Here is a 24,085-nt window from a genome sequence, read left to right as displayed (position 1 = left end):
GCGACCCATGACGACGACGGAAGGACTGGCGGTACCCGAAGGGCCGGCGGAACGCACGGCCCGCGGAGTGGCGCCGCCCCAACCCCACCCACCCTCCCTGGAGACGGCACCCGAAGGGCTGCTGGTCCCGCCGGGGCACGGCCGCGTGGTCGAGACGGCGGCCCAGCGGGTCACCTTCAAGGTCACCGGCACCCACTCGCGGATGGCCTCCACCTTCGAGGTGCAGGTACCGCCCGGGTTCGACGTGGGCGCCCATCTGCACACCCGCAGCGAGGAGTTGTTCTACGTCCTCGAAGGCGAACTGGACGTCCTCGCCTTCGAACCGCTGATCCGCACCCCTGACAACTGGCAGAGGTGGGAGTCGAGTTCGGGCTCCCGGGTGGTCCGCGCCACCCCCGGCACGGTCATCGTCGTACCGCCCGGCTGCCCGCACGCGTTCTCGAATCCGACGGACACGCCCGCGAAGATGTTCTTCCAGGCGTCTCCGCCACCGGATCACGAACGCTACTTCGAGGAACTCCTGCAGATCCTCGACAACGGCGGCCCACCGGACCAGGAGGCGATAGAGGAGCTGCGGGCCAAGTACGACATCGAGCAGCTCACCCCGCTGAAACACCGTTGAGCGGACGGTTGAACGGGCCTGCCCGGGGGCTCCGGGCCGGGGGCGCTGGGCCGCGGCGGGCCCGGCGCCCCCACACACGCGGCGCTACCGGATCGGCATCCCCGACAGCGTGCGCGCGATGACCAGCCGCTGGATCTCGCTCGTGCCCTCGAAGATCGTGTAGATCGCCGAGTCGCGGTGCATCCGCTCGACGGGGTACTCACGGGTGTACCCGTTGCCACCGAGGATCTGGATGGCCTGCGCGGTCACCTTCTTGGCCGTCTCGCTGGCGTACAGCTTCGACATCGACCCCTCGGCCGCGGTGAACGGCCTGCCGTTGACGGCCATCCACGAGGCCCGCCACACCAGCAGCCGCGCCGCGTCGACCTGGGTGCGCATGTCCGCCAGCTGGAAGGCCACGCCCTGGTTGTCGATGATGGGCCGCCCGAACTGCTCGCGGGTCATGGCGTAGTCGAGGGCGACCTCGTAGGCGGCCCGAGCGGTGCCGACCGCCATCGCGCCCACCGCCGGCCGCGAGGCCTCGAACGTGGCCATCGCCGCGTTCTTCACACGCTCTCCACCGGTCTTCGCCCTCTCCCGGGCGCGGGCGAGGCGCTCGTCCAGCTTGTCCTTGCCGCCGAGCAGGCAGGAGCCCGGCACGCGGACGTCGTCGAGGACGACCTCGGCGGTGTGCGAGGCGCGGATGCCGTGCTTCTTGAACTTCTGGCCCTGGGCGAGACCCTTCGTGCCGGGCGGGACGATGAAGGAGGCGTGGCCCTTGGAGCCCAGCTCGGGGTCGACGCTCGCGACGACGACGTGCACGCCCGCGATGCCGCCGTTGGTCGCCCAGGTCTTCGTGCCGTTGATCACCCACTCGTCCGTGGCCTCGTCGTAGACGGCACGCGTGCGCAGGGAGGCCACGTCGGAGCCGGCGTCGGGCTCGGAGGAGCAGAAGGCGGCGACCTTGACGTCGTTCTGGTCACCGTACATCTGCGGGATCCAGGTGCCGATCTGTTCCTCGGTGCCGTTGGCGAGAACGCCCACGGCGGCCAGACCCGTGCCCACAATGGAGAGGGCGATGCCCGCGTCGCCCCAGAACAGCTCCTCCATGGCCATCGGTATGCCGAGGCCGGTGGGGTCGAAGTACTGCTGCGCGTAGAAGTCGAGGGAGTAGATGCCGACCTTCGCGGCCTCCTGGATGACCGGCCAGGGAGTCTCCTCACGCTCGTCCCATTCGGCGGCCGCGGGGCGGATCACGTCGGCCGCGAAGCCGTGCAGCCAGTCCCGGACCTCCTTCTGTTCGTCGTTGAGCTCCATGGTGAACTCGGCCATGTCCCCTCCAGCGGCGGAACGTGCGGTGCTACTTGCGGTGTTACTTGCGGTGTTACTTGCGGTGTTACTTGCGGTAACCCGAGTCTGTTACTCACCAGTAGGAAAAGTCAACTCCTGATGACGCCCCGGCATCCCGCCCGACGGCTCGGCATCCCGTTCGATGCCACCGGCATGGTCAGTGTTAGTTTGCGCAGGCGTCACCGAATCAGCACGGGTGGGGAGATCTCATGGACACCACGCAGCGGACCGATCAGCAGCGGCCCGCCGACCGCCGACGGCGCGAGCTGCTGGAGGCCGCCGACAGGGTGGTGCTGCGCGACGGCCCGCAGGCGTCGATGAACGCGATCGCGGCGGAGGCGGGCATCACGAAGCCGATCCTCTACCGGCACTTCGGCGACAAGGGCGGCCTTTACGCGGCCTTGGCCAAGCGGCACACCGACGCGCTCCTCGGCTCCCTGCGGGCAGCGCTGGACGCTCCGGCCGAACGGCGCGAGCGGGTCGAATCCACCCTGGACACCTACCTCGCGGCGATCGAGGCCCGGCCCCAGGTCTACCGGTTCCTGATGCACCCCTCGGAGGGGAGCCAGTCCGGCGACCACGGCTTCGACGTCGGCAAGCACAGCGCTCCGCTGCTGCGGCGGATGGGCGAGGAACTGGCCCGGGTCATCGAGGAGCGGGTGGATCTCGGACCCGGCGGCCAGCAGCTCGCCCGGGTGTGGGGCCACGGCATCGTCGGCATGATGCACGCGGCCGGTGACTGGTGGCTCGGCGAACGGCCGTGCTCCCGGGCCGAACTGGTCAGATCGCTCGCCGATCTGCTGTGGGGCCGGCTCGCGGCGGCCGGGGACAAGGTCGGCGGCCCGGGGTTCTGACCGTTCGCGTCACGGGCGCGGGTGCGGGCGCGTGCGGGCCGGTCGCGCCCGCGCGGCGGAGCCGCACATCGCACACGACCCCGCGCCCCTCAAGCCGGTCAGGTCGGTCAGGTCGGTCAGGTCGGTCAGGTCGGTCAGGTCGGCAGGCCGAGCCGGTCAGGTCGGTGCACCGCCCCGGCGCCATGAGGCCCGCTCCACCTGCCGCGTGAGCCTTCGCTTGCGCAGACCCGTGAGACGGTCGGCGTAGACCCGGCCCTCCAAGTGGTCGCTCTCGTGCTGCAGGCAGCGCGCGAAGAAACCCGTGCCGTGCACGGTGACCGGCTCCCCCGTCATCGTGAAGCCCTCGACCACCGCGTGGTCGTACCGCTCCGTACCCGCTTCCAGACCCGGCAGGGACAGGCAGCCCTCCGGGCCCCGGATCACCACACCGTCCGCCTCCACCAGCCGCGGATTCACGACATGTCCGAGATGCCGCACGTCCTCGTCGTCGGGGCAGTCGTAGACGAACACCCGCAAAGGGACACCGATCTGGTTCGCGGCCAGGCCGACGCCCTGGGCCGCGTACATGGTGGCGAACAAGTTCTCCACGAGGGCCGCGAGTTCGGGGCCGAAGTCGGTGACCTCCTCGCAGGGCCCGTGCAGAACGGGGTCGCCGAGCAGGGAAAGGGGCCGGACGCGCCCGCGGGCGCCCGGGATCGAGCCGTGTCGCATGGCGGCAAGGGTACGGTTCGTTCATGCTCATGCTCGCCGCGTGGCGTGGGCCGGGATTCGGGTGTGCGAATGGATCTCGATAGGCTGAGGTTCACACCACGTTGCCGGATGGCCCCAGGCGCGGCGCGTACGCAAGGAGGATCGAGAACTGATGGCAGGCAACTCGGACCCGCTCACGCCGCGGGCCAAGCTGGCCGTGACCGCGGGCAAGGCGGTCGCTGCGGCCTCTCGTGCCGCAGGGCGCGGAAGCGGGTCGGTGATCGGTGGCCGGGTCGCGCTGAAACTCGACCCCGATCTGCTCGCCCGGCTCGCCCAGAACCTGGACGTGACCCTGGTCTCGGCGACCAACGGCAAGACGACGACGACCCGGCTGATCGCCGAGGCGCTGGGCGCCGCGGGCCCGGTCGTGTCGAACGCGCTCGGCGCCAACATGCCGGCCGGCATCACCTCCGCCCTCGCGGGCGGCTCGGACGCGAAGTTCGGCGTCATCGAGGTCGACGAGAAGTACCTCGCCGGTGTGGCGCGGGACACCAGCCCGAAGTGCATCGCGCTGCTGAACCTCTCCCGTGACCAGCTGGACCGCGCCGCCGAGACCCGCATGCTCGCGGAGAACTGGCGCGAGGGCCTGGCCGGCTCCAAGGCGGTCGTCGTCGCCAACTGCGACGACCCGCTGGTGGTGTGGGCCGCCTCCTCCTCCCCGAACGTGATCTGGGTCGCGGCCGGGCAGATGTGGAAGGACGACGCCTGGTCGTGCCCGTCCTGCGGCGGCGTGATGCAGCGCCCCGGCGACGACTGGTTCTGCAACGAGTGCGGCTTCCGCAGGCCGACGCCGAGCTGGGCGCTGTCCAACGACCACGTCCTCGACCCGCACGGCTCCGCCTGGCCGATCCACCTCCAGCTGCCGGGCCGCGCCAACAAGGCGAACGCGGCCAGCTCCGCGGCCGTCGCCGCCGTGTTCGGGGTGCCGCCGCAGGTCGCCCTGGAGCGGATGTACCAGGTGCAGGCCGTCGCCGGCCGGTACGACGTCGTCCAGTTCCAGAACCGGGACCTGCGGCTGCTGCTGGCCAAGAACCCGGCCGGCTGGCTGGAGACGTTCTCCCTGATCGACCCGCCGCCCACCCCGGTGGTCCTGTCCGTGAACGCGCGCGGGGCCGACGGCACCGACACCTCCTGGCTGTGGGACGTCGACTACACGCGGCTGACCGGCCACCCGATCTTCGTCATCGGTGACCGCAAGCTGGACCTCGCCGTCCGCCTGGAGGTCGCTAACCAGCAGTTCCAGGTCTGCGAGAGCCTCGACCAGGCCGTCCAGGCGGCCCCGCCGGGACGCATCGAGGTCATCGCGAACTACACCGCGTTCCAGGACCTGCGCCGCCGCGTCGGCAACTGATCATCGAAGGGCGATCACCTCATGAGCGACAACCAACTGCGGCTGGTGTGGATCTACCCGGACCTGCTGAGCACGTACGGCGACCAGGGCAACGCGCTCGTCGTGGAGCGCCGGGCGCGCCAGCGCGGCCTGGACGTGGCCCGGCTGGACGTGCGCAGCGACCAGCCGATCCCGACCTCCGGTGACATCTACCTCATCGGCGGCGGCGAGGACCGGCCGCAGCGGCTGGCGGCCGAGCGGCTGCGCCGCGACGGCCATCTGCACCGGGCGGTGGAGAACGGCGCGATCGTGTTCTCCGTGTGCGCCGGCTACCAGATCCTCGGCCACGAGTTCATCAACGACCTCGGCCAGCGTGAGCCGGGCCTCGGCCTGCTCGACGTGGTGTCGGTGCGCGGCGAGGGCGAGCGGTGCGTCGGCGACGTCCTCGCGGACATCGACCCGCAGCTCGGCCTGCCGCAGCTGACCGGGTTCGAGAACCACCAGGGTGTGACCCACCTCGGCCCGACGGCCCGCCCCCTCGCCCAGGTGAAGATCGGCCGGGGCAACGGCACCGGGGACGGCACGGAGGGCGCGTACAACGGGACCGTGTTCGGCACGTACATGCACGGGCCGGTCCTCGCGCGCAACCCGCTGATCGCCGACCTGCTGCTGAAGCTGGCGCTCGACGTGAACGCGCTGCCGCCGGTCGACGACCGCTGGTACGAGGCGCTGCGCACCGAGCGCATCGACTCCGCGCAGCAGCCCGCGTGACCCTGGCGTCGTGCGCGCCGTCACGGGCCCGCCTGACGGTCCGTCCGCTCACATGTGCGGGCGCGTCCAGCAGGCGGACGCCCGCTACGGCGTGACCCCCTCGCGCCGGTAGGCTGGCCCGGAATCCCGCCGGACGACGTGGTCCGGTTCCCCGGCCCACGTTGAGAAGGTAATTCGGGCTATGCGCATTGGTGTCCTCACGTCAGGCGGCGACTGCCCCGGCCTGAACGCCGTCATCCGGTCCGTCGTGCACCGTGCCGTCGCCGACCACGGCGACGAGGTCATCGGCTTCCGGGACGGCTGGAAGGGCCTCCTGGAGTGCGACTACACGAAGCTCGACCTCGACGCCGTCGGCGGCATCCTGGCCCGCGGCGGCACCATCCTCGGCTCCTCCCGGGTCCGCCCGGAGCATCTGCGTGACGGTGTGGAGCGGGCCCGGGGTCATGTCGCGGAACTCGGTCTTGACGCGATCATCCCGATCGGCGGCGAGGGCACGCTGAAGGCGGCCCAGTTGCTGTCGGCGGGCGGGCTGCCCATCGTGGGTGTGCCCAAGACCATCGACAACGACATCGCCGTCACCGATGTCACCTTCGGCTTCGACACGGCCGTCACCGTCGCCACCGAGGCCCTCGACCGGCTGAAGACCACCGCGGAGTCGCACCAGCGGGTGCTGATCGTGGAGGTCATGGGCCGGCACACCGGCTGGATCGCCCTGCACTCGGGCATGGCGGCCGGCGCCCACGCGATCGTCGTGCCGGAACGGCCCTTCGACATCGACGAGTTGACCCGCCAGGTCGGCGCGCGGTTCGAGGCGGGCAAGCGGTTCGCCATCGTGGTCGCCGCGGAGGGCGCCAAGCCGCGGCCCGGCTCCATGGAGTTCGACGAGGGCGGCAAGGACGTCTACGGCCACGAGCGCTTCGCGGGCATCGCCCGGCAGCTGTCCGTCGAGCTGGAGCACCGGCTCGGCAAGGAGGCGCGGCCGGTCATCCTCGGGCACGTCCAGCGGGGCGGCACGCCGACGGCGTACGACCGGGTGCTGGCGACCCGTTTCGGGTGGCATGCGGTGGAGGCCGTGCACCGGGGCGAGTTCGGCACGATGACGGCTCTTCGGGGGACCGACATCGTGACGGTGTCGCTGGCCGAGGCCGTCGAGACTCTGAAGACGGTGCCCACGGAGCGGTACGACGAGGCGGAGTGCGTCCTGTAGTCCGCGTGCGTCCTGTAGTCCGCGTGCGTGCGCGTGCATCCGCGTGCGTCCCTGTGCGGACAACCGCCCCCGGTCACAGCCGTGACCGGGGGCGGTTCTACTCTTGGGGGCGGACAACCCGCACAACCCCCACGAAACAGGAGCCGCCGGATGGATCACAGCGGACACGGCATGATGACGGATCTGCCGCCGTTCACGCTGGGGCGGGGACTTGAGTGGTCGGCGGATCCCTTCTTCCTCGTCGCCTGTCTCGCCGGGCTGGCCCTGTACGGCTGGGGTGTCGTGCGGCTGCGGCGGCGCGGGGACGACTGGCCCGTGGCCCGTACGGTGTCGTACGTCGTCGGCGTGCTGACCGTCATGCTCGTGATGTGCACCAGGCTGAACGACTACGGCATGGTGATGTTCAGTGTCCACATGGTGCAGCACATGGTGATCAGCATGCTGTCGCCGATCCTGCTCCTGCTGGGCGCGCCCGTCACGCTCGCGCTGCGGGCGCTGCCGGCCGCCGGCCGGGGCCGCAAGGGGCCGCGGGAACTGCTGCTGGCGCTGCTGCACAGCCGGTACATGAGGATCATCACCCACCCGGCGTTCACCATCCCGCTGTTCATCGCGAGCCTGTACGCGCTGTACTTCACCCCGATCTTCGACTTCCTGATGGGGTCCATGGCCGGGCACATCGCGATGATGGTGCACTTCCTCGCCGTGGGCGTGGTGTTCTTCTGGCCGATCATCGGGGTCGACCCGGGGCCGCACCGCCCTGGTCATCTGATGCGGATGCTGGAGCTGTTCGCGGGCATGCCGTTCCACGCGTTCTTCGGCATCGCGTTGATGATGGCGTCGGAGCCGATGGTGACCACGTTCCTGCACCCGCCCGCCTCGCTCGGCATCGACCCGCTCTCCGACCAGAACGCGGCGGGCGGCATCGCCTGGGCGTTCAGCGAGGTCCCCTCGGTGCTGGTGCTGATCGCGCTGCTGTTCCAGTGGTACGGCTCCGAACAGCGGCAGGCCAGGCGCAAGGACCGGGCCGCCGACCGGGACGGTGACAAGGAGCTGGAGGCGTACAACGCCTATCTGGCCTCTCTCAACGCGCGCGAGGGCTGAGTCCGCGGTATGCCGCTCGGGCCGGATCCGGGGCACCATGGGGGTGGACGGACCATGAGGAGGGTGCCGCGATGCCCGGTTCCACGAACGGTTCCACCAAGGCGATGGGGGCGCTGACCGTCGGCGGACTCGTCCTCGTGACGGCGTACACGGTCGCGCTCGGCAGCAACGGCTGGCTGTGGTTCGGATGGGTGGTCCTGGGCCTGCTGACCCTCGCCCTGGTCGTGACCCAGTCCTAGGACCGCTCCGGCGGATCCTTGCGCGGACGCGGGGCCTGGAGCGGGCCGGACGCGGGGCTTGGCGTGGTTCGGCCGCGGGCCCGGCGCGGGTCGGCCGCCGGGCCTGGTCGCGCGTCCTGCGTGCGCGTCTGATTACAGTGCCCGCATGAACAGCAGGGCCGCTTCCTTCGACGACCTCGACCGCAAGATCATCACCGCGCTGATGGCGAACGCCCGGACCAGTTTCGCCGAGATAGGCGCGGCGATCGGGCTGTCGGCCACGGCGGTCAAGCGGCGCGTGGACCGGCTGCGCGAGACCGGGGTGATCACCGGGTTCACGGCGACGGTCAAGCCATCCGCGCTCGGCTGGCGCACGGAGGCGTACGTCGAGGTGTACTGCGAGGGCGCGGCCCCGCCCCGGCGCCTGGCGGAGGTCGTCCGCAACCATCCGGAGATCACGGCGGCCATGACCGTGACCGGGGGTGCCGACGCACTGCTCCATGTGCGCGCACGCGATGTCGAGCACTTCGAGGAGGTGCTCGAACGGTTCCGCGCGGAACCGTTCATCCGGAAGACGGTCAGTGTGATGGTGCTGTCCCACCTTCTCCCGGAAAGCCCGGAAGCGGGCGCCACCCAGGCAGCACCCGAGTGACCCGCGCCCAAACCTCGTATGGGCGCAGGGGTCGTGCGTCGTCGCAGGTGAGAACGCAACGATGCTGCGCGTACACGCAGCTTTTCTCGCTTGTCGAGTCCCGGTCTCGCTTTCTACCGTTGTCTCACCCCCAAGTGACTCACCGATAAGCGGAGGAAACCCTCTGTGGCCGAAAGTCGTGTGGCGCGCCCCCGGCGCTTCCTCGTCTGCGAACCCAGGCATTTCGCGGTCCAGTACGCGATCAATCCCTGGATGCATCCCGACACACCCGTCGATGTGGACCTGGCCCAGGAGCAGTGGCAGGCGCTGATCCACGCCTACCGTGCCCACGGCCACACCGTGGACTCCCTCGATCCGGTCCCGGGCCTGCCCGACATGGTCTTCTCCGCGAACGCCGCGTTCGTGGTCGGCGGCCGGGTCTTCGGCTCCCTGTTCCACGCGCCGGAGCGGCGCGCCGAGTCCGTCCACTACGACACGTGGTTCAAGGCGGCGGGCTACGACGTGTACCGCCCCGAGGCGGTCACCGAGGGCGAGGGCGACCTCGTGTGGACCGGCCGGTACGTGCTGGCGGGCACCGGTTTCCGCACCACCCGCGAGGCCCACCGGGAGGCGCAGGAGTTCCTCGGCCACCCGGTGATCGCGCTGACGCTGGTGGACCCGTACTTCTACCACCTGGACACGGCGCTGTTCGTGCTGGACGACGACAACGTCGCCTACTACCCGCAGGCCTTCTCGGAGGGCAGCCTTGAGGTGCTCAAGCGCCTGTTCCCGGACGCGGTGCTCGCCACCCGCGAGGACGCGATGGCGTTCGGGCTGAACTCCGTGTCGGACGGCCGGCACGTCTTCATCGCACCCCAGGCCGAGGTGCTGGCCGAGCGCCTGGCCACCCACGGTTACGACCCCGTCCCCGTCGACCTGTCCGAGTTCCACAAGGCCGGCGGAGGCATCAAGTGCTGCACCCAGGAGATCCGCTCATGACCGCACCCGCGTACCCGCGCACGTCCGACGACCTGATCCGGGCGGAGGAGCCGGTACTCGCGCACAACTACCACCCGCTGCCCGTGGTGGTGGCGCGGGCCGAGGGCACCTGGGTGGAGGACGTCGAGGGCCGCCGTTACCTGGACATGCTGGCCGGCTACTCGGCGCTGAACTTCGGCCACCGCCACCCCGGCCTGATCGAGGCCGCGCACCGCCAGCTGGACCGGCTGACCCTCACCTCCCGAGCCTTCCACAACGACCGGCTCGCCGAGTTCGCCGAGCGGCTCGCGGAGCTGACCGGTCTGGACATGGTGCTGCCGATGAACACCGGCGCCGAGGCAGTGGAGAGCGGCATCAAGCTGGCCCGCAAGTGGGCGTACGACGTCAAGGGCGTCCCCGCCGACCGGGCGACGATCGTGGTCGCGGCGGACAACTTCCACGGCCGTACGACGACCATCGTCAGCTTCTCCACGGACGAGACGGCCCGCGCCGGGTTCGGCCCCTTCACGCCCGGCTTCCGGATCGTGCCGTACAACGACCTGGCCGCGCTGGAGGAGGCGGTCGACGAGACGACGGCCGCGGTGCTGATCGAGCCCATCCAGGGCGAGGCCGGCGTGATCATCCCGGACGAGGGCTACCTGTCCGGTGTCCGTGAGCTGACCCGCCGCAAGGGCTGCCTGTTCATCGCGGACGAGATCCAGTCCGGCCTCGGCCGCACCGGCCGGACCCTCGCCGTCGAGCACGAGGCCGTCGTCCCGGACGTGCTGCTGCTCGGCAAGGCGCTCGGCGGCGGCATCGTGCCGGTGTCGGCGGTGGTGGCCCGGCGCGAGGTCATGCGGGTGCTGCACCCGGGCGAGCACGGCTCCACGTTCGGCGGGAACCCGCTGGCGGCGGCGGTCGGCACGGCGGTGGTCGAGCTGCTGGAGACCGGCGAGTTCCAGCGCCGCGCCACCGAGCTGGGCGTGGTCCTGCGTGACGGCCTGGCCGCACTGGAGGGCAAGGGCGTGACCGGGTTCCGGGCGCGCGGCCTGTGGGCGGGCGTCGACGTCGACCCGGCGCTGGGCACCGGCCGGGAGATCAGCGAGCGGCTGATGCGGGAGGGGGTCCTGGTCAAGGACACCCACGGTTCCACGATCCGGATCGCTCCCCCGCTGACCATCACCGCGGACGAGCTGCGCTCGGCGCTGGGGTCGCTGGAGAAGGTGCTGGGTTCCTGACGAGGAGGCCTGGCGGACAGGGAAGAGGGTGGGACGGCGTCGGGCCGTCCCACCCTCTTCCCTGTGCACCCTCGATCACGCCGGTTCGTCCGGGTGCACGGCCCGGACCGCCTCGACGACGGCGCCGCTGTGCACGAGGTCGATGGCGGTGCGGACCCTCGGGTACATGACGACGTCCTGGGTGATGTGGTCGACGGGCCGCCCGTCCGCGGACCGGGTCGTGCGCACCATGTCCAGGACCGCCCGGGAGGCGGCGGACAGCGCCGAGTGGTCGGCGCCCTGTTCGGCCAGGCGCAGTTCGAGCGCCTGGGCGGCCATCAGCAGCTCGATCCCGATGACGGCCTCGATGTTGGCGACCACCTGCCGGGCGTGCCGGCCGGCGTTGTTCGCCATCGAGACGTGGTCCTCCTGGTTCGCGCAGGTCGGGATCGAGTCGACGCTGTCGGGGTGGGCCAGCGTCTTGCAGTCCGACACGAGCGCCGCCGCCAGGTACTGCGGCAGCATGTATCCGCAGTCCATGCCCACCTGCCGGCTCGCGACGAGCATGTCCGGCAGCCCGCGGTTGAGCGAGCCGTCGTCGAGCCGGAACAACCGGCGCTCCGCGATGCTGCCGATCTCGGTGACGGCGATGGAGAGGAAGTCCGCGGCGAACGCGAGGTACTCGGCGTGGAAGTTGCCGCCGGAGACGGCCTTGAGGGTGCGCCCTGCGGGCAGGTCGGGGAAGACCAGGGGGTTGTCGGTGGCCGCGTTGATCTCGGTCTCGACGATGCCGCGCACGAACCGCAGGGTGTCGCGGACGGGGCCGAGCACCTGGGGGGTGCAGCGCAGCGAGTAGGCGTCCTGGGGCGGGCGCCTGACGGGGTCGCGGTCCATGTCGCCGTCGATGAGGGCGCTGTCGCCGAGCAGTTGCCGGATGCGGGCGGCGGCTTCGATCTGGCCCTGGTGCCCGCGGGCCTCGTGGATCTGTGGGAGGAACGCGTCACCGAAGCCCATGAGCGCCTCGATGGACATCGCCGCGGTGATCTCGGCGGTGGCGAGCAGGTTCTGCGCGTCCGCGAGGGCGAGGGCGACCTGTGCGGTGGAGAACGAGGTGCCGTTGGTGAGGGCGAGTCCCTCCTTGGCGCGCAGCGTGATCCGCTCAAGACCGGCGCGGCGCATGGCCTCGACGCCGCTCATCAGCTCGCCGTTCCAGAACGCCTCGCCGCTGTCGAGTTCCTCGTCCTTGCCCGCCGGGCGGGACAGCACGATGGCCAGGTGGGCGAGCGGGATGAGGTCACCGCTGGCGCCGAGCGAGCCGTACTCCGGGACCGCCGGGTGCACGCCGGCGTCGAGCATGCGCGTGAGGGCCTCGGGGAGTTCGGGCCGGACCGCCGAGTATCCCCGGGTCAGGCTCGCGGCCCGGATCAGCATGGCGGCACGGACGACCTCCTGGTCCAGGTAGCGGCCCACGCCGCTGGCGTTGGAGACGATCAGCCTGCGGGACAGCTCGGCGGCGTCCTCGGCGGTGCCGAACGCCTGCCGGCCGGCCAGCGAACCGAATCCGGTGTTGATGCTGTAGATCGGCTCCACCGGTTTGCCGGCGGCCATGTCCTCGATGATCGAGCCGACCCACTGCTCACTGGCGCGCATGGCCTGGGCGGCGGCCTCGCCGACGTCGACCCGGCGGCCGGCGCGCGCGACGGCGACGAGGTCGTCGAGCGAGACGGGCGATGCGCCCAGGGTCACAGGCTCGGTCATGGGTTCCTCCTGACATTCGTTGCACGAGACGCCACTCGGGGCGGCCTCGTCTGTGCACATGATGACGACCACTGCCGGGCCGCGGCGACCAGTGCCGGACCGCTGCGACCAGTGCCGGACCTCGGCGATCACGGCCGCGTCGGCGGGGGCCTGCCGTTGTTCCGGCGGATGAGAGACATGAGCGGCTCCTGACCGAAGTCCCGGTGTGCGCGGTCCGCTCGCCGCGCGCACAGAGGGTCCCGGAGCGTCACACGTCGAGGACCAGCCGCTCCCCGCGGCACCGCGAGACGCAGATCATCATGGTGTCGCCCGCGGCGCGTTCCTCGTCGCTCAGCACCCGGTCACGGTGGTCGGGCTCGCCCGCGAGCACCCCGGTCTCGCAGGTCCCGCACACGCCTTCCCGGCAGGAGCTGAGCGACCGTACGCCTGCCGCCGACAGCGCGTCGAGGACCGACTGACCGGCGCCGACGGAGATCTCACGGCCGTCGCGGGTCTCCACGGTGAACGGCCGGTCGTCCGCCCGTCCCTGGGCGTCGGGGGCGGCGGTGAAGTGTTCGAGCACCAGCCGGCTGCCGGGGCGGGCCGCGGCGTAGCCCTCGACGGCCGCGAGCAGTCCGGCCGGACCGCAGGCGTACACGCCGGCGTCCGCCGCTCCCCGCCGGTCGAGTTCGGCCGTGATGTCGACGATGCCCGACTCGTCGTCGCGGTGGAACGTCACCTTGTCCCCGTACCGGGCCAGTTCCCCGGTGAACGCCATGGTGTCGGCGGCGCGCCCCAGATACAGCAGGCTCCACCGCCGTCCGGCGGCTTCGAGCGCGGCTGCCATCGGCAGCAGGGGTGTGATGCCGATGCCCCCGGCGACCAGGACGTAGCGTTCGGCACCGAGATCCAGCGGGAAGGTGTTGCGGGGGGTGCTCACCAGCAGGTTGTCCCCGGCGCGGACACGGTCGTGCAGATGGGCCGAGCCGCCACGCCCGTCGGGTTCGCGCAGGACCGCGATCCGCCAGCGTGCCTCGTCCGGGGCCGACGACAGGGAGTACTGCCGGACCAGATCCCGGGAGAGCACGACGTCGATGTGGGCCCCCGGTGTCCACCGGGGCAGGGCCCGGCCGTCGCGGGCCGCCAGGACGAGGGAGACGACACCCGTCGCCTCCGCCGTCACCTCCTCGACCGTGACGGTCACGAACTGCTGCGTCGACATGGCTCCTCCGTCCTCGCGCTCGGCCTGTGCCGGGCGCCTCGTGCGGCGCCCTGATCACCCGCATCGTGCGGAGGCCGCCCGGGGCGCGGCAACGGCCGTTCTCAGCAGGTGATAACGGCCGTGTCCGGGATCCCCGGCGCCGCCCTACGGTTCCCGGGCGGACCGGGCCGGCGCACCCGGCCCGCCCGCGCACACGGTCACCGCGTGTCCGCCTGACCCGTGTGTCCGCCTGGCTCATGTGTCCGCGCCGACCATCCGCACTCACCCGAGGGGCCCCGATGACCAGCACCGCCGACGCCGTCGTCACATCCGTCCCGGACGACCCGTACGACGACGCCAACCTGACCGATCCCTATCCGCTGTTCGCCCGTATGCGCGACGCCGGGCCGGCGGTGTGGCTGGACACGTACGAGGTGCACGCGTTCACGCGGTTCGAGGAGTGCCGGCGGATCCTGGCCGATCACGAGACGTTCATCTCCGGTGCCGGGGTCGGGCCGCGCAACTACCACCACCAGCCGCCGTGGCGCCCCGCGGGCATCCTCGACTCCGACCCGCCCATGCACACCCCGCTGCGGACGACGATGGCCGGGGTGATCTCCCCCCGCAACGTCCGGGTGCTGCGGGCCGCGTTCCAGGAGTTCGCGGTGCAACTCGTGGACCGGCTGCTGGACCAGCGCGAGTTCGACGCGATCACGGATCTGGCCGAGCTGTTCCCGATCGAGGTGTTCGGCGACGCGGTCGGCATCCCCCGGGACGGGCGCGCCGAGAACCTCCTTCCGCACGGTGCCATGAACTTCTCCGCGTTCGGCCCCGAGGACGCCCGCTACGACGCGTACTTCGCGGCCGGTGAGGGGACCGTGGAGTGGGTGATGAGCAACTGCGCCCGCGAGAACCTGACCCCGGACGGCCTCGGCGCCCGGATCTGGGACTACGCCGACCAGGGCGTGATCACCCCGGACGAGGCCACCCGGCTGGTGCGCGCGCTGCTCTCGGCGGGCCTGGACACGACCGTGCTGGCCATCGGCAACACGATGAAGTGCCTGGTCACCAACCCCTCCGAGTGGGCCGCGCTGCACCAGGACCCCGCGCTCGCGCGGTTCGCCGTCGATGAGGCGCTGCGCTTCGAGTCCCCGTTCCAGTCGTTCTTCCGGACCAGCGCCCGGGAGACGGACGTCGACGGGGTGCGCCTGGCCGAGGACACGAAGATCGCGCTGTTCATGGGGGCGGCCAACCGCGATCCGCGCCGGTTCGGCGACGACGCCGACGCGTACCGGATCGAGCGGGACGCGTCCGGGCACCTGGCGTTCGGCATCGGCATCCACCAGTGCGTGGGGCAGCCGATCTCCCGGCTCGAGATGGACGTGCTGTTCAGCGAACTGGCCCGGCGGGTCCGCACGGTGGAACTCACGGGTGAGCCGGTGCCGTTCCTGCACAACACGCTCCGGGGCTGGAAGCACCTGCCGGTGCGGATCACCCCGGCCTGAGACGCTGTCGGGTCAGTGCCCCGCACGCGCGGCGCCGCTGCTCCCCCGACGGGCGGCGGCGCGACGTGATGCTGCCCCGTGGGCGGCGCGGCGGGTTGCTCAACCTGTGGGCAGTGGGGCGATGCTCAACCTGTGGTCGGCGGCGCCGCGCGATGCTCCAGGATCTCGCCGAGTCTCTGCCCGGCCGCCTGGAGCCGGCTCCGGGCGTGCCGGCGCCAGGCCGGGCCGCACCGGTTCTCCGGCCCGGCCACGGTCAGCGCGCACAGCACCTCCCCGCCCGCGACGACGGGCATCGCCACCGCCACCGCGCCCTCGCTCAGCTCGCCCCGGGTGACGAGGAAGCCGCGCTTGCGGATCTGTTCGATCTCGCCGGCCAACTGGGCGCGTCCCAGGGTGCGTTCGGTGATGCTGCGCAGCGGCTGCTGCAGGACGTGGTCGATGACGGTGCGCGGCGCGTGGGACAGCAGCACGCGCTGACCGGCTCCCGCGTACAGCGGCAGCAGCTGGTTGATGCGGAACGCCATCCGGATCGGGTGGGCGGACTGGGTCTGGCGCAGACACATGGCCTGGGTGCCGACCCGTACCGTCAGCACGGCGGTCTCGCCGGTCGTGTCCGTCAGCTCCTGGAGCACCGCGTGGCCCAGCTCGACCAGGCGGGTGTGGGTGAGGTGCTGGCCGGAGAGTTCCAGCAGCCGCCAGCCGGGCGCGTAGGTGCCCGCGCGCTCCTCCACGAGGTCCAGCTCGCGCAGCGTGCGCAGATACCGGTAGACGGTGCTCACCGGGATGCCGACGTCCTCGGCGATCTTCTCGACCCGGGCCTCGCCCGACTCGGCGACGGTGATCAGCACGTTGAGACCACGCTGGAACGAGACTCCCGGCGACGCGCCGGACCGGCCCGTGCCAGAGGGGATCGCTGTTGCCACGAAGCCTCCCTCGGCCTGTCCACACTGGTTCAGCGGTTCCCTCGCGCAAACGGCACACGCCGGACGCACACGCCGGACGCGGGTGCCGGCGTGGACGGCCTTCCCGCCTCGCACGAGACCACGACCGTGCCGTATCGGCGCCTCCCGCGCATACCCCCTTCTCATCCTGTGAGAAGCGGCGCACCCGCGCGGCCGGTGACAGCCCTGCCCTCCGACCCGCCCCCCTTCTGCTCAACTGAGCAATAATTGCTCGTATATCAAGTCGCCTCCCCTCATCCCATTGACGTCGATCGCACGCGGCCTTTAATAGATGTACCTGCATCACGTGAGTTCTAATTGCTCATCTGAGCGGAAACTCGCAGAGGCGACTGCCCAGGACCCTTCGCTCTCGGGCTCCGTACTGCAGCACCAGCCAGACCGCGGTGGAGTCGGAGCAGCCCCCAGGGGCGATCCGGACTCTTCTGAAAGATCGGAAGACGCCATGAACGCTGTCGCTGAACGCGACGCTGTGCGCGCTGACGCCGAAGTCGCCTCCGCCTCCGTCGAGTTACCGGCCGTCCTGACCGCGCCCCGGGAGGCCCGAGCCTTCACCAGGAGGTCTCTGCGTCACTGGGGGGCGGCGGAGGACCTCGTCGACGCGGCGGTCCTGGTCGTATGCGAACTGGTCACGAACGCCGTCTGCCACGGTTCGCGGGCGCCGGTGGACGGACACCGGCATGTCACGCACCCCGACGAGCGCGAACCGGAGCCGTCCGTCACACTCAGACTGCGGCTGATACCCGACGCGCTCCACGCCGAAGTGCATGACCAGTCCCCGGAACTGCCCGTCCCGCACTCGGCGGGGCACGACGACGACTACGGGCGCGGGCTCGCCATCGTCGGCGCGCTCTCCGGGTCCTGGACGTCCGGACGGGCGCCGGGAGGCGGCAAGTGGGTCCGGGCCTGCCTGCCGCGGGAGGCAGCCGCTACCGTCACGCCGGTACGTCGAAGCGCACTCTTGGAACACAGGTGACGGACCGCATGAGCATGCAGCGCAAGCCACGAGTCGGCAGGCCTCCGCACCACACGGGGCCGGAGGAGTTGGTCCAGACCGCTGCCATGGCCCGTCGCTTCTATCTCGAAGGCACGTCGAAGACCGAGATCGCCGACGAGTTCGGCATCAGCCGCTTCAAGGTCGCCCGCATGCTGGAGACCGCCCTGCACAACGGCCTGATCCGACTCGAAGTCCGGCTGCCCGCGGAACTTGACGCCGAACGCTCCGACGCCCTGCGCACCCAGTACGGCCTGCGCCACTGCGTCGTCTTCGCCTCGGCGGAGCAGGACCCGGGCAGTGCGGTGCCGGCCACTCAGCGCCTGGGCTCGGTCGCCGCGCGGCTGCTCCCCGAGATCGTCACGGAAACCGATGTCCTCGGGCTCGTGTGGGGCCCCGAGGTCGAGGCACTCGGTCGCGAACTGACCATGCTGGCCCGCTGCAAGGTGGTCCAGTTGTGCGGGGTGACCCCACTGCGGCCCGTGGACCACAACGCGCTGGAAGCCGTGCGCCGCGCCGCCTCCATCGCGCGAGGCCCCGTGTACCCGATCCACGCGCCCCTGCTCCTTCCCGACGGTGCGACAGCCCAGACCCTGCGTGGGCAGCCGGGCATCGCCGAAGCGGTCAACCAGTTCGCTCACCTCACCAAGGCGATCGTCACCGTCGGCGCATGGGCGCCGGGGCTGTCCACCATCTACGACGCACTCGGCGACGACGAGCGCGAGGAGTACCGCAGCCGAGGCACCTGCGCCGAGGTCGTCGGCCAACTGCTGGACGCGGACGGGCAACCCATCGCCCCGGAGCTCACCGAGCGGATCATCGCGATCAACTTCGCCGAACTGCGCCGCGTACCCGATGTGATCCTCCTCGCCGACGGTGAGGAGAGGGCCGCCGCCACCTCGGCGGCGCTGAAGACCGGTCTGTTCAACGGCATCGTCACCAACACGGCCGTGGCAGAGCACCTCCTTCGATGACCCATGAGCCGGCTCAGGATCGACTGGCCGGCAGCGCTGCCCCGGCCGGCCACCACCCGCCTGAGCAGATGTGAACACAACAGGGGAATGCAGATGGAAACACTCGGAACCCAGCCCCGCGGCGCTGCTGTCATACGCACGGCGACGCACAGACGAGTGATCACGGTCAGGCTGCATGCCGACGACGAGATCACCCTGACTGGCCTTTCGCACTGCTTGGCAGGGTCGTTGCGTTTCACCGTGGTCGACCACGACTCGGACGCGGAACCGGACGTCTTCGTGGTCTCCGTGGAGAGTGCCGACGCGGCGACCCTGAAACTGCTGGAAGGCCTGTCACCGACCGGTACGGGCCGCTTCGTCCTCATCGTCGACAAGAGCTGGCAGACCGACGTCTACGCGGCGGTGGAGAAGGGAGTGCGCTCGGTGTTGTGGCGCTCGAATTTCTCGACCGCGGTCATGGCGCGCACCATCAACGCGGTCGTGCAGGGGGAGGGTTCCTTCCCGTCGAAGCTGCAGGGCGCCCTGATGCAGCAGGTGCAACTGGTCCACCGAGACGTACTGGCCCCTCGTGGTCTCACTTCTTCGGCCTTCTCCGACCGTGAGATCGATGTCCTCCGCTTCATCTCCGAAGGCCTGGACCTCGATCAGGTGTCCCAGAGGATGGGGTACTCCGAGCGGACCATAAAGAGCATTCTCTACAACGTGATGAAGCGTCACGACTTCCACAACAGGACGCAGGCTGTTTCGCACGCCATACGCTCGGGACTCATCTGAGCGGACCGGGGGGCGGCATGGGCAGCCATCGTGCGCTTCGCGGGCACGGCATCATCCCGCCCGCACCCAGAACGGCGGGCTCAGACAAGGGTGTCGAGCCCTGCGTAGGTACGGCGGTGGTACACGAGCGGCGATGCCGAGGGATCGGAGTCTCCGGCGACGATGAGGCCGATGACGATCTCGTGGTCGCCGCCGGGGACGACCTGGTACAACTCGCAGACCGCGTGCGCGGTCGTGCCCGTGGACAGGACCGGCAGACCGCCCGGCCCCGGCCGCCAGTCGACGCCGGTGAACCTGTCACCGCCCGCGGACGCGAACCGCTGCGAGATCGCGTCCGCCCCTGACGCCAGCACGTTGACGCAGAAACCCCGCCGGCGCTTGATCTCCCCCAGCGTCCGCGAACCCCTCGTGATGCAAGTGAGCACGAGCGGCGGTTCGCAGGACAGGCCGCACACCGCGCCCGACGTCATGCCGACCGGCGCGCCGTCCGCCGTCAGCGTGGTGACGACGGTGACGCCCGTCGGAAGCGCGGCGGCCAGCGACCGGAAATGGTCGGCCTCAATTCCGTGACCGGTGAGATCAACCATGGGGGACATCGCCATGCGGTCGGTGGACGCCGTGCTCATTCGGACTCCCGGGATGTCATGGCAGAGACGTATCGCCGTTTCGGCGAAGGCCTCGATCGCGCCGAGTCCCGGCGCACGTCCTCAGCCCGCGGTCGCCACCATCGGCCACGCCTTCTGGCGAGCCGTCCATGCCGCGACCACATCGGAGTCGGACCCGAGTGCGCGCCTGGTCACCAGGCCGTGCAGTCGCCGCACGGGCGACAGGCCGGCCGGCCAGTACTGCAGCGACCGGCGGTAGCATTCGGCGGCCTCGTCGACCTGGCCCAACTCCTCATGGCACTGTCCTGCGTTGAACCATGACAGACGGCCGTAGGGGAACTGGAGATGAGCGGCTCGCAGGTAGGCCGACAGAGCCGCCCGCACATCCCCTGCCTGGTAGTAGAGCTCGCCCGCGGTCAGCCAGGTCTTCGGGTCGACGGAGTCGACTTCGAAGGCCAGTTCCTCGACGAGTCGCAGTGCTGCCGGCATGTCCCCCAGATACACGTGGGTACGGACCGCCGTCTCGACCGCCGGGAAGTAGTTGTCCGCCGCGATGATCCGGGTGTGGTCGTCGTGGCCCTTCAGCTCGGCGGCGATCCCCAGCCACTGGTCCATGTCCGCGACCAGCAGTTCGCGGTCACCGGTGAGATACGGCAGGAAACCCATCGCCCGGTACCACCGGCTGGTCATCAACGCGCCGTTGAACTCGTCCACTTCGGGCAGGGCCACATAGCGCGCCAGCGCGCTCTCCCCCTCGGTCCGCCAGTAGGCGATGACATCGGGGCGTCGCCGCCGTGCCGCGTTCACCGTCGCGTTGATCGTCGCCACGACCCTCATCCGGGCGTAGCGGTCGTCGTCGCCCAACTGTCCGTAGAGTCGCCTGAACTCCGGATCGAGATCGATGTCCGAGCCGGTTGTGTGCATCTGCTGGGCGTACAGCCAGGTCGCCAGCGCGAAGGCGGATTCGGGATCGGTCACCGGAGCCGTCGGATCAGGCAGTACCTGCATGGCACGGGTGTAGAAACCCAGCGAGGCCAGCAGCCTGCCGACCATGGCGCGTTCGAGCATCGGCAACTCGGCCGCGCCTTCCAGTCTGTCGCGCAGCGCGAGCGGGCAACCGTCGGGAGCGTTGAGCCAGTCGACGAAGTCGGTGCTCGCGGCCTGCGTCGGATGACCCACGACCCGCGTCAGTTCCGCCAGTTCGGTTCGGAACATCGCTGCCGTCGCGCGCTGCGGATGGACTTCGCTGAACCACGGCTCCAGGCCCTCGGTGACCGCACGCAGGGACATCAGCGGCATGTGGATCGCCACTGGCGGAATGTTCGCCTTTTCGATGTTCTGCGGATGGGCGAGGTCGAAGTACGGCCGGTATCGCTCCATCGGCAACGGCAGCGACGACGGCCGCGTTCCGGACGTCTCGCTTCCGGCTCGTCCGCTCGCCCAGGCCACGGTGTCCGCGGCAGCGGTGCGCTCCAGCACCTGGCGGCGTTCCACCAGCCGGGCCAGGCGGACGCGTTCGGCGGCCGGATCGATGGTCAGCAGGTCGTTGACCGCACCGAGGAAGGAGGTGCCGGCCACGTGGTCCCTGACGAGGCGGTCCCTGCGCGTGGTGTCACGCGGCTCGCCGTGTCCCTGATCGGCCGAGTCCGCGGAGCTGCCGCGAGAGTTGGGCCCTTCGCCGGTATCAGCGGCACAAGCGTCCAGGTCCAGCATGCCCGCCAGGGCGGGTCCGCGTTCGACGAGACCGTGCCGGGCGGCACTGCGGTAGTGGACTCGGGCCTTGTCGTCGTGGCCGCATGCCTGCGCGATCCGCGCGGTCACCAGATGGGTTCCCGCACCGTGCGGGTCAAGTCGTAGCGCGGTGGCCGCGTGCGAGGCCGCCGGTGACAGATCGCCCAGCCGGACGTGGTTCTCGGCGACGGCCAGGTGAAGGCGCAGCAGCGCCTCGTGGACGAGGAAGCCCTCGTCCGGGGCCGCGTCCTGGGCGAAGTCGCCGAGCCGGCCCGTGGCAGGCGTGGTACGGGGCGCGTGTGACGGCGTGAGAGGAGCATCTGGATGAGCATGATGAGCCGTCAACTCGGCCAGCAGTGGCCCGAGGTCCCGCTCGGCCGCCTCCCGGGCACCGTGCCGCAAGGCCACCGCCCAAGTCTGTGCCTCTGCCACACAGCCCAGCCGTTGGTCTTTCGCCCGTATCGCCGCCGCGGCCTGAACAGCGCCGGCGAGCGGGTCCGCGGTTTCCTCCACGGCCCCGGAATACCTCGCGCGCTCCCAGGCGTCGAGAGCGTGCATCCATCGCAGTACGGGGCTGTGGTCCGGCGACGGGCGCACGGGCCGTGCCGTCGCCCACACCTCGGTGTCCGCCGCTCTGGCCATCAGCAGGTCGGCCCAGCACCGCTCCTCGTCGTCGGCGACGCGCCCGGCACTCTCGGCGAACCGGAGTGCGAGGTCGTAGCGGCCCAGATGCGTGGCGAGACGCGATGCCCACAGCAGATCGGCAGCCGTGTGCGAGGCGGTGAGGCGCTGCCACACCCCGTGGAGCGGATCGTCCGCGACCGGACCGGCGCGCAGCATCATCTCCCGCAGGTCACGTGCCGGCGTCTGCCACGGCGACAGCCCGAACGGATCGTCGGAACCCGCCCAGTAGAGTGCCGCCTCGGCCAGGCGACTCGGCCTGATCTTCGGATCCCGGCTCAAGTCGACAAACGGCTTCAATGCAAACGAGGCCGTGTCCAGGTTCTGCATCTTTCCGCTCCCGACCTGTAGTTTCGGTACAGCCCGACCGAGAAAAAGAGTTCCGGGGGGATTTCTCGGTCGGGCCGCGGAATCCGAAGTTAGTTGACGACCGGGTTGATGAGGCCGACTGCCGTTCCCTCAAGGTCCTCGTAGCGCTCCACGACGTTCTCCCTTCTGGTTTTCCTAACAGCACGGCGGGGGGTTCGCCGTCACAAAAAAAGTAAGGCTCGTAACAACCCGTGTCAATATCCGAATTAAATCTACTGAAGTGAGATTCGACTGCGACTTCCGTGACGCACCCTGCGGATGTGATGCCGCTTTCCAGAGGAGACAAGATGGCCGACGACGCCCAGTCCTTCGCCGACACCGTGAACAGTTGCCCGTACGCGTTCTACGACGACCTGCGATCGGCCGGCGTTGTCACGTGGGAAGCCTCCAGCGACACATGGATGGCCAGTCGGTACGAGGCGGCCAGAAAGATTTTCCTCGACCGCACGAGGTTTGCCCCTATTCCTCCTGCGGAAGCCGTCCCCGACCCCCGGTACGTGCGGATCTACGGCGAACGGCATCCCTCCGCACTGCACGGCAAAGAGCACGCGGAACACCACAGATGGTGGTTGCGCATGCTGTCCACGAAGGCTGTGGCCGGATGGCGGGACGGCCTGATCCCGGCCGTCGTGGACGCCCACGTGGCGCGGCTGGCCGACCGCGGCAGCGCGGAGCTGATCAGCGACTTCTGCGGTCAGGTTCCGATCCGGATCATCGCCGGCGTCATCGGACTCCCCTGGGAGGACGAGTCGCTGATGAACGAGATCACGGAATGTGTCGACGTCATCGACACGTTCAAGGACGCGGCCGCATACATAGGTTCCAAGGACGCGGATCTCGCGGACCGGGCATTGCAGGCCACTTACGACATCGACAAACTCATCAGCCCCTACGTCGAAGCCGGGCGCTCCACCGATGGGCCTACGATCCTGCACAACATCTGGCGGGACGAGGCCCTGTCCGGATGGAGCGAGGAACAGCTCTACTGCCTGCTGCGCGGTTTCTTCGGCGCGGTGACCCGTTCGGCGCTGACCAACGGCCTGTACCTCGCCCTGAGCACTCCGGGACTGTGGGACCGTCTCCGCGCGGCGGACGAGACCCGAAGAGCCACGTTCGTCGAGGAAGCACTGAGGATCTACGGCGTGGTCCACTACCGCACCCGGATCGTCACACGCGACGGCGAGTTCGACGGGGCGCAGCTGGAATCGGGCCAGACCATCGCGGCGCTGATGGCGGCGGCCGGTCGCGATCCGGCGCGGTTCCCGGACCCCGACGAGGTCGATCTCGACCGCGCCAACGCGCGCCGGCATCTGGCGTTCGGCCTCGGGCCGGCCGCGTGCGCGGGGGCGGGGCTCGTCCGGGCGATCCTGCACAGGTGCATCGGCCGTCTGGCCGACGAGTTCCCGGACATGAGGCTCGACGGCGACGCCGAACCCCCGCGGCTCGAAGGTTTCGGCTTCCGCGTCATGCGCCCGCTCCACGTCACGTACACGCCCGCCGGGCGCCATGCCATGCCGTCCAGCGCCCAGTAGCCCGCCACACCGACG

The 24,085-nt window shown here is 70.3% G+C and carries 22 protein-coding genes; 15 read left to right on the top strand and 7 right to left on the bottom strand.

What is annotated here, in order from left to right:
* Positions 1–7: 7 nt before the first annotated feature.
* Entirely contained in the window at positions 8–622 is a 615-nt protein-coding gene (locus ACGFYV_RS17605; RefSeq protein WP_393879282.1) for a cupin domain-containing protein, read from the top strand.
* An 84-nt stretch (positions 623–706) separates the two neighbouring features.
* Here the strand turns inward: ACGFYV_RS17605 and ACGFYV_RS17600 are convergent, their stop codons facing one another.
* Positions 707–1,933: an acyl-CoA dehydrogenase family protein gene (locus ACGFYV_RS17600; RefSeq protein WP_393879281.1), complete on the bottom strand. Its 1,227-nt coding sequence runs from the start codon at positions 1,931–1,933 to the stop codon at positions 707–709.
* Between the two features lie 227 nt (positions 1,934–2,160).
* Here ACGFYV_RS17600 and ACGFYV_RS17595 point away from each other — a divergent pair, with 227 nt between their 5' ends.
* Positions 2,161–2,805 carry a TetR family transcriptional regulator gene (locus ACGFYV_RS17595; RefSeq protein ID WP_393879280.1) on the top strand — a complete coding sequence of 215 codons (645 nt, stop codon included), beginning with the start codon at positions 2,161–2,163 and terminating at the stop codon, positions 2,803–2,805.
* A 156-nt stretch (positions 2,806–2,961) separates the two neighbouring features.
* Here the strand turns inward: ACGFYV_RS17595 and def are convergent, their stop codons facing one another.
* Positions 2,962–3,516 carry a peptide deformylase gene (def, locus tag ACGFYV_RS17590; protein WP_393879279.1) on the bottom strand — a complete coding sequence of 185 codons (555 nt, stop codon included), beginning with the start codon at positions 3,514–3,516 and terminating at the stop codon, positions 2,962–2,964.
* A 151-nt stretch (positions 3,517–3,667) separates the two neighbouring features.
* Between def and ACGFYV_RS17585 the strand changes: the two genes are divergently transcribed.
* The 8 genes from ACGFYV_RS17585 to rocD all read left to right on the top strand — a co-directional run bounded on the left by ACGFYV_RS17585 (position 3,668) and on the right by rocD (position 11,029).
* Positions 3,668–4,906, top strand: a complete 1,239-nt coding sequence (locus tag ACGFYV_RS17585) for a MurT ligase domain-containing protein (RefSeq protein ID WP_393879278.1) — start codon at positions 3,668–3,670, stop codon at positions 4,904–4,906.
* Positions 4,907–4,927: 21 nt separating this feature from the next.
* Positions 4,928–5,656, top strand: coding sequence for a type 1 glutamine amidotransferase (locus tag ACGFYV_RS17580; protein WP_393879277.1), 729 nt, complete (start codon positions 4,928–4,930; stop codon positions 5,654–5,656).
* Positions 5,657–5,837: 181 nt separating this feature from the next.
* The gene (locus ACGFYV_RS17575) at positions 5,838–6,863 is read left to right on the top strand and encodes a 6-phosphofructokinase (RefSeq protein WP_393879276.1); all 1,026 of its coding nucleotides are present in this window, start codon (positions 5,838–5,840) and stop codon (positions 6,861–6,863) included.
* A gap of 150 nt (positions 6,864–7,013) precedes the next feature.
* Positions 7,014–7,964 carry a cytochrome c oxidase assembly protein gene (locus ACGFYV_RS17570; RefSeq protein ID WP_393879275.1) on the top strand — a complete coding sequence of 317 codons (951 nt, stop codon included), beginning with the start codon at positions 7,014–7,016 and terminating at the stop codon, positions 7,962–7,964.
* A 71-nt stretch (positions 7,965–8,035) separates the two neighbouring features.
* Entirely contained in the window at positions 8,036–8,203 is a 168-nt protein-coding gene (locus tag ACGFYV_RS17565; RefSeq protein WP_107117972.1) for a hypothetical protein, read from the top strand.
* Between the two features lie 145 nt (positions 8,204–8,348).
* Positions 8,349–8,834, top strand: a complete 486-nt coding sequence (locus ACGFYV_RS17560) for an Lrp/AsnC family transcriptional regulator (protein WP_393879274.1) — start codon at positions 8,349–8,351, stop codon at positions 8,832–8,834.
* 165 nt (positions 8,835–8,999) lie between these two features.
* Positions 9,000–9,812 carry a dimethylargininase gene (ddaH, locus tag ACGFYV_RS17555; protein WP_393879273.1) on the top strand — a complete coding sequence of 271 codons (813 nt, stop codon included), beginning with the start codon at positions 9,000–9,002 and terminating at the stop codon, positions 9,810–9,812.
* Positions 9,809–11,029 (top strand): ornithine--oxo-acid transaminase, encoded by a 1,221-nt coding sequence (rocD, locus tag ACGFYV_RS17550; protein WP_393879272.1) that lies wholly within the window; start codon positions 9,809–9,811, stop codon positions 11,027–11,029. Before ddaH ends, rocD begins: the two co-directional genes overlap by 4 nt.
* A gap of 75 nt (positions 11,030–11,104) precedes the next feature.
* Here rocD and hutH read toward each other — a convergent pair whose 3' ends face one another.
* Both hutH and ACGFYV_RS17540 read right to left on the bottom strand, forming a co-directional pair.
* Positions 11,105–12,766, bottom strand: a complete 1,662-nt coding sequence (hutH, locus tag ACGFYV_RS17545) for a histidine ammonia-lyase (protein WP_393879271.1) — start codon at positions 12,764–12,766, stop codon at positions 11,105–11,107.
* Positions 12,767–13,013: 247 nt separating this feature from the next.
* A complete protein-coding gene (locus tag ACGFYV_RS17540) occupies positions 13,014–13,967 on the bottom strand; it encodes a PDR/VanB family oxidoreductase (RefSeq protein ID WP_393879270.1) in 954 nt (317 codons plus the stop codon).
* 278 nt (positions 13,968–14,245) lie between these two features.
* Here ACGFYV_RS17540 and ACGFYV_RS17535 point away from each other — a divergent pair, with 278 nt between their 5' ends.
* The gene (locus ACGFYV_RS17535) at positions 14,246–15,451 is read left to right on the top strand and encodes a cytochrome P450 (protein WP_393879269.1); all 1,206 of its coding nucleotides are present in this window, start codon (positions 14,246–14,248) and stop codon (positions 15,449–15,451) included.
* A gap of 125 nt (positions 15,452–15,576) precedes the next feature.
* Here ACGFYV_RS17535 and ACGFYV_RS17530 read toward each other — a convergent pair whose 3' ends face one another.
* Positions 15,577–16,374, bottom strand: coding sequence for an IclR family transcriptional regulator (locus ACGFYV_RS17530; protein WP_393879268.1), 798 nt, complete (start codon positions 16,372–16,374; stop codon positions 15,577–15,579).
* A 481-nt stretch (positions 16,375–16,855) separates the two neighbouring features.
* Here ACGFYV_RS17530 and ACGFYV_RS17525 point away from each other — a divergent pair, with 481 nt between their 5' ends.
* The 3 genes from ACGFYV_RS17525 (at position 16,856) to ACGFYV_RS17515 (ending at position 19,152) form a co-directional block, all read left to right on the top strand.
* The gene (locus ACGFYV_RS17525) at positions 16,856–17,386 is read left to right on the top strand and encodes an ATP-binding protein (protein WP_393879267.1); all 531 of its coding nucleotides are present in this window, start codon (positions 16,856–16,858) and stop codon (positions 17,384–17,386) included.
* Positions 17,387–17,394: 8 nt separating this feature from the next.
* On the top strand, positions 17,395–18,378 hold the full coding sequence (locus ACGFYV_RS17520) for a sugar-binding transcriptional regulator (protein ID WP_393879266.1): 984 nt from the start codon (positions 17,395–17,397) through the stop codon (positions 18,376–18,378).
* Positions 18,379–18,471: 93 nt separating this feature from the next.
* Entirely contained in the window at positions 18,472–19,152 is a 681-nt protein-coding gene (locus tag ACGFYV_RS17515; protein ID WP_393879265.1) for a LuxR C-terminal-related transcriptional regulator, read from the top strand.
* A gap of 80 nt (positions 19,153–19,232) precedes the next feature.
* On the opposite strand, the gene ACGFYV_RS17510 is transcribed toward ACGFYV_RS17515, so the two are convergent.
* Positions 19,233–19,778 (bottom strand): flavin reductase family protein, encoded by a 546-nt coding sequence (locus ACGFYV_RS17510; protein WP_393879264.1) that lies wholly within the window; start codon positions 19,776–19,778, stop codon positions 19,233–19,235.
* An 81-nt stretch (positions 19,779–19,859) separates the two neighbouring features.
* Positions 19,860–22,499 carry a tetratricopeptide repeat protein gene (locus ACGFYV_RS17505; RefSeq protein ID WP_393879263.1) on the bottom strand — a complete coding sequence of 880 codons (2,640 nt, stop codon included), beginning with the start codon at positions 22,497–22,499 and terminating at the stop codon, positions 19,860–19,862.
* Positions 22,500–22,825: 326 nt separating this feature from the next.
* On the opposite strand from ACGFYV_RS17505, the gene ACGFYV_RS17500 reads away from it, so the two are divergent.
* On the top strand, positions 22,826–24,070 hold the full coding sequence (locus ACGFYV_RS17500; RefSeq protein WP_393879262.1) for a cytochrome P450: 1,245 nt from the start codon (positions 22,826–22,828) through the stop codon (positions 24,068–24,070).
* Positions 24,071–24,085 lie beyond the last annotated feature (15 nt).

The organism is Streptomyces sp. NPDC048297, from assembly GCF_043201585.1.
Taxonomy (GTDB): domain Bacteria; phylum Actinomycetota; class Actinomycetes; order Streptomycetales; family Streptomycetaceae; genus Streptomyces.
The sequence above is the reverse complement of the archived record's forward strand: the minus strand, read 5'-3'. Positions and strand labels throughout refer to the sequence as shown.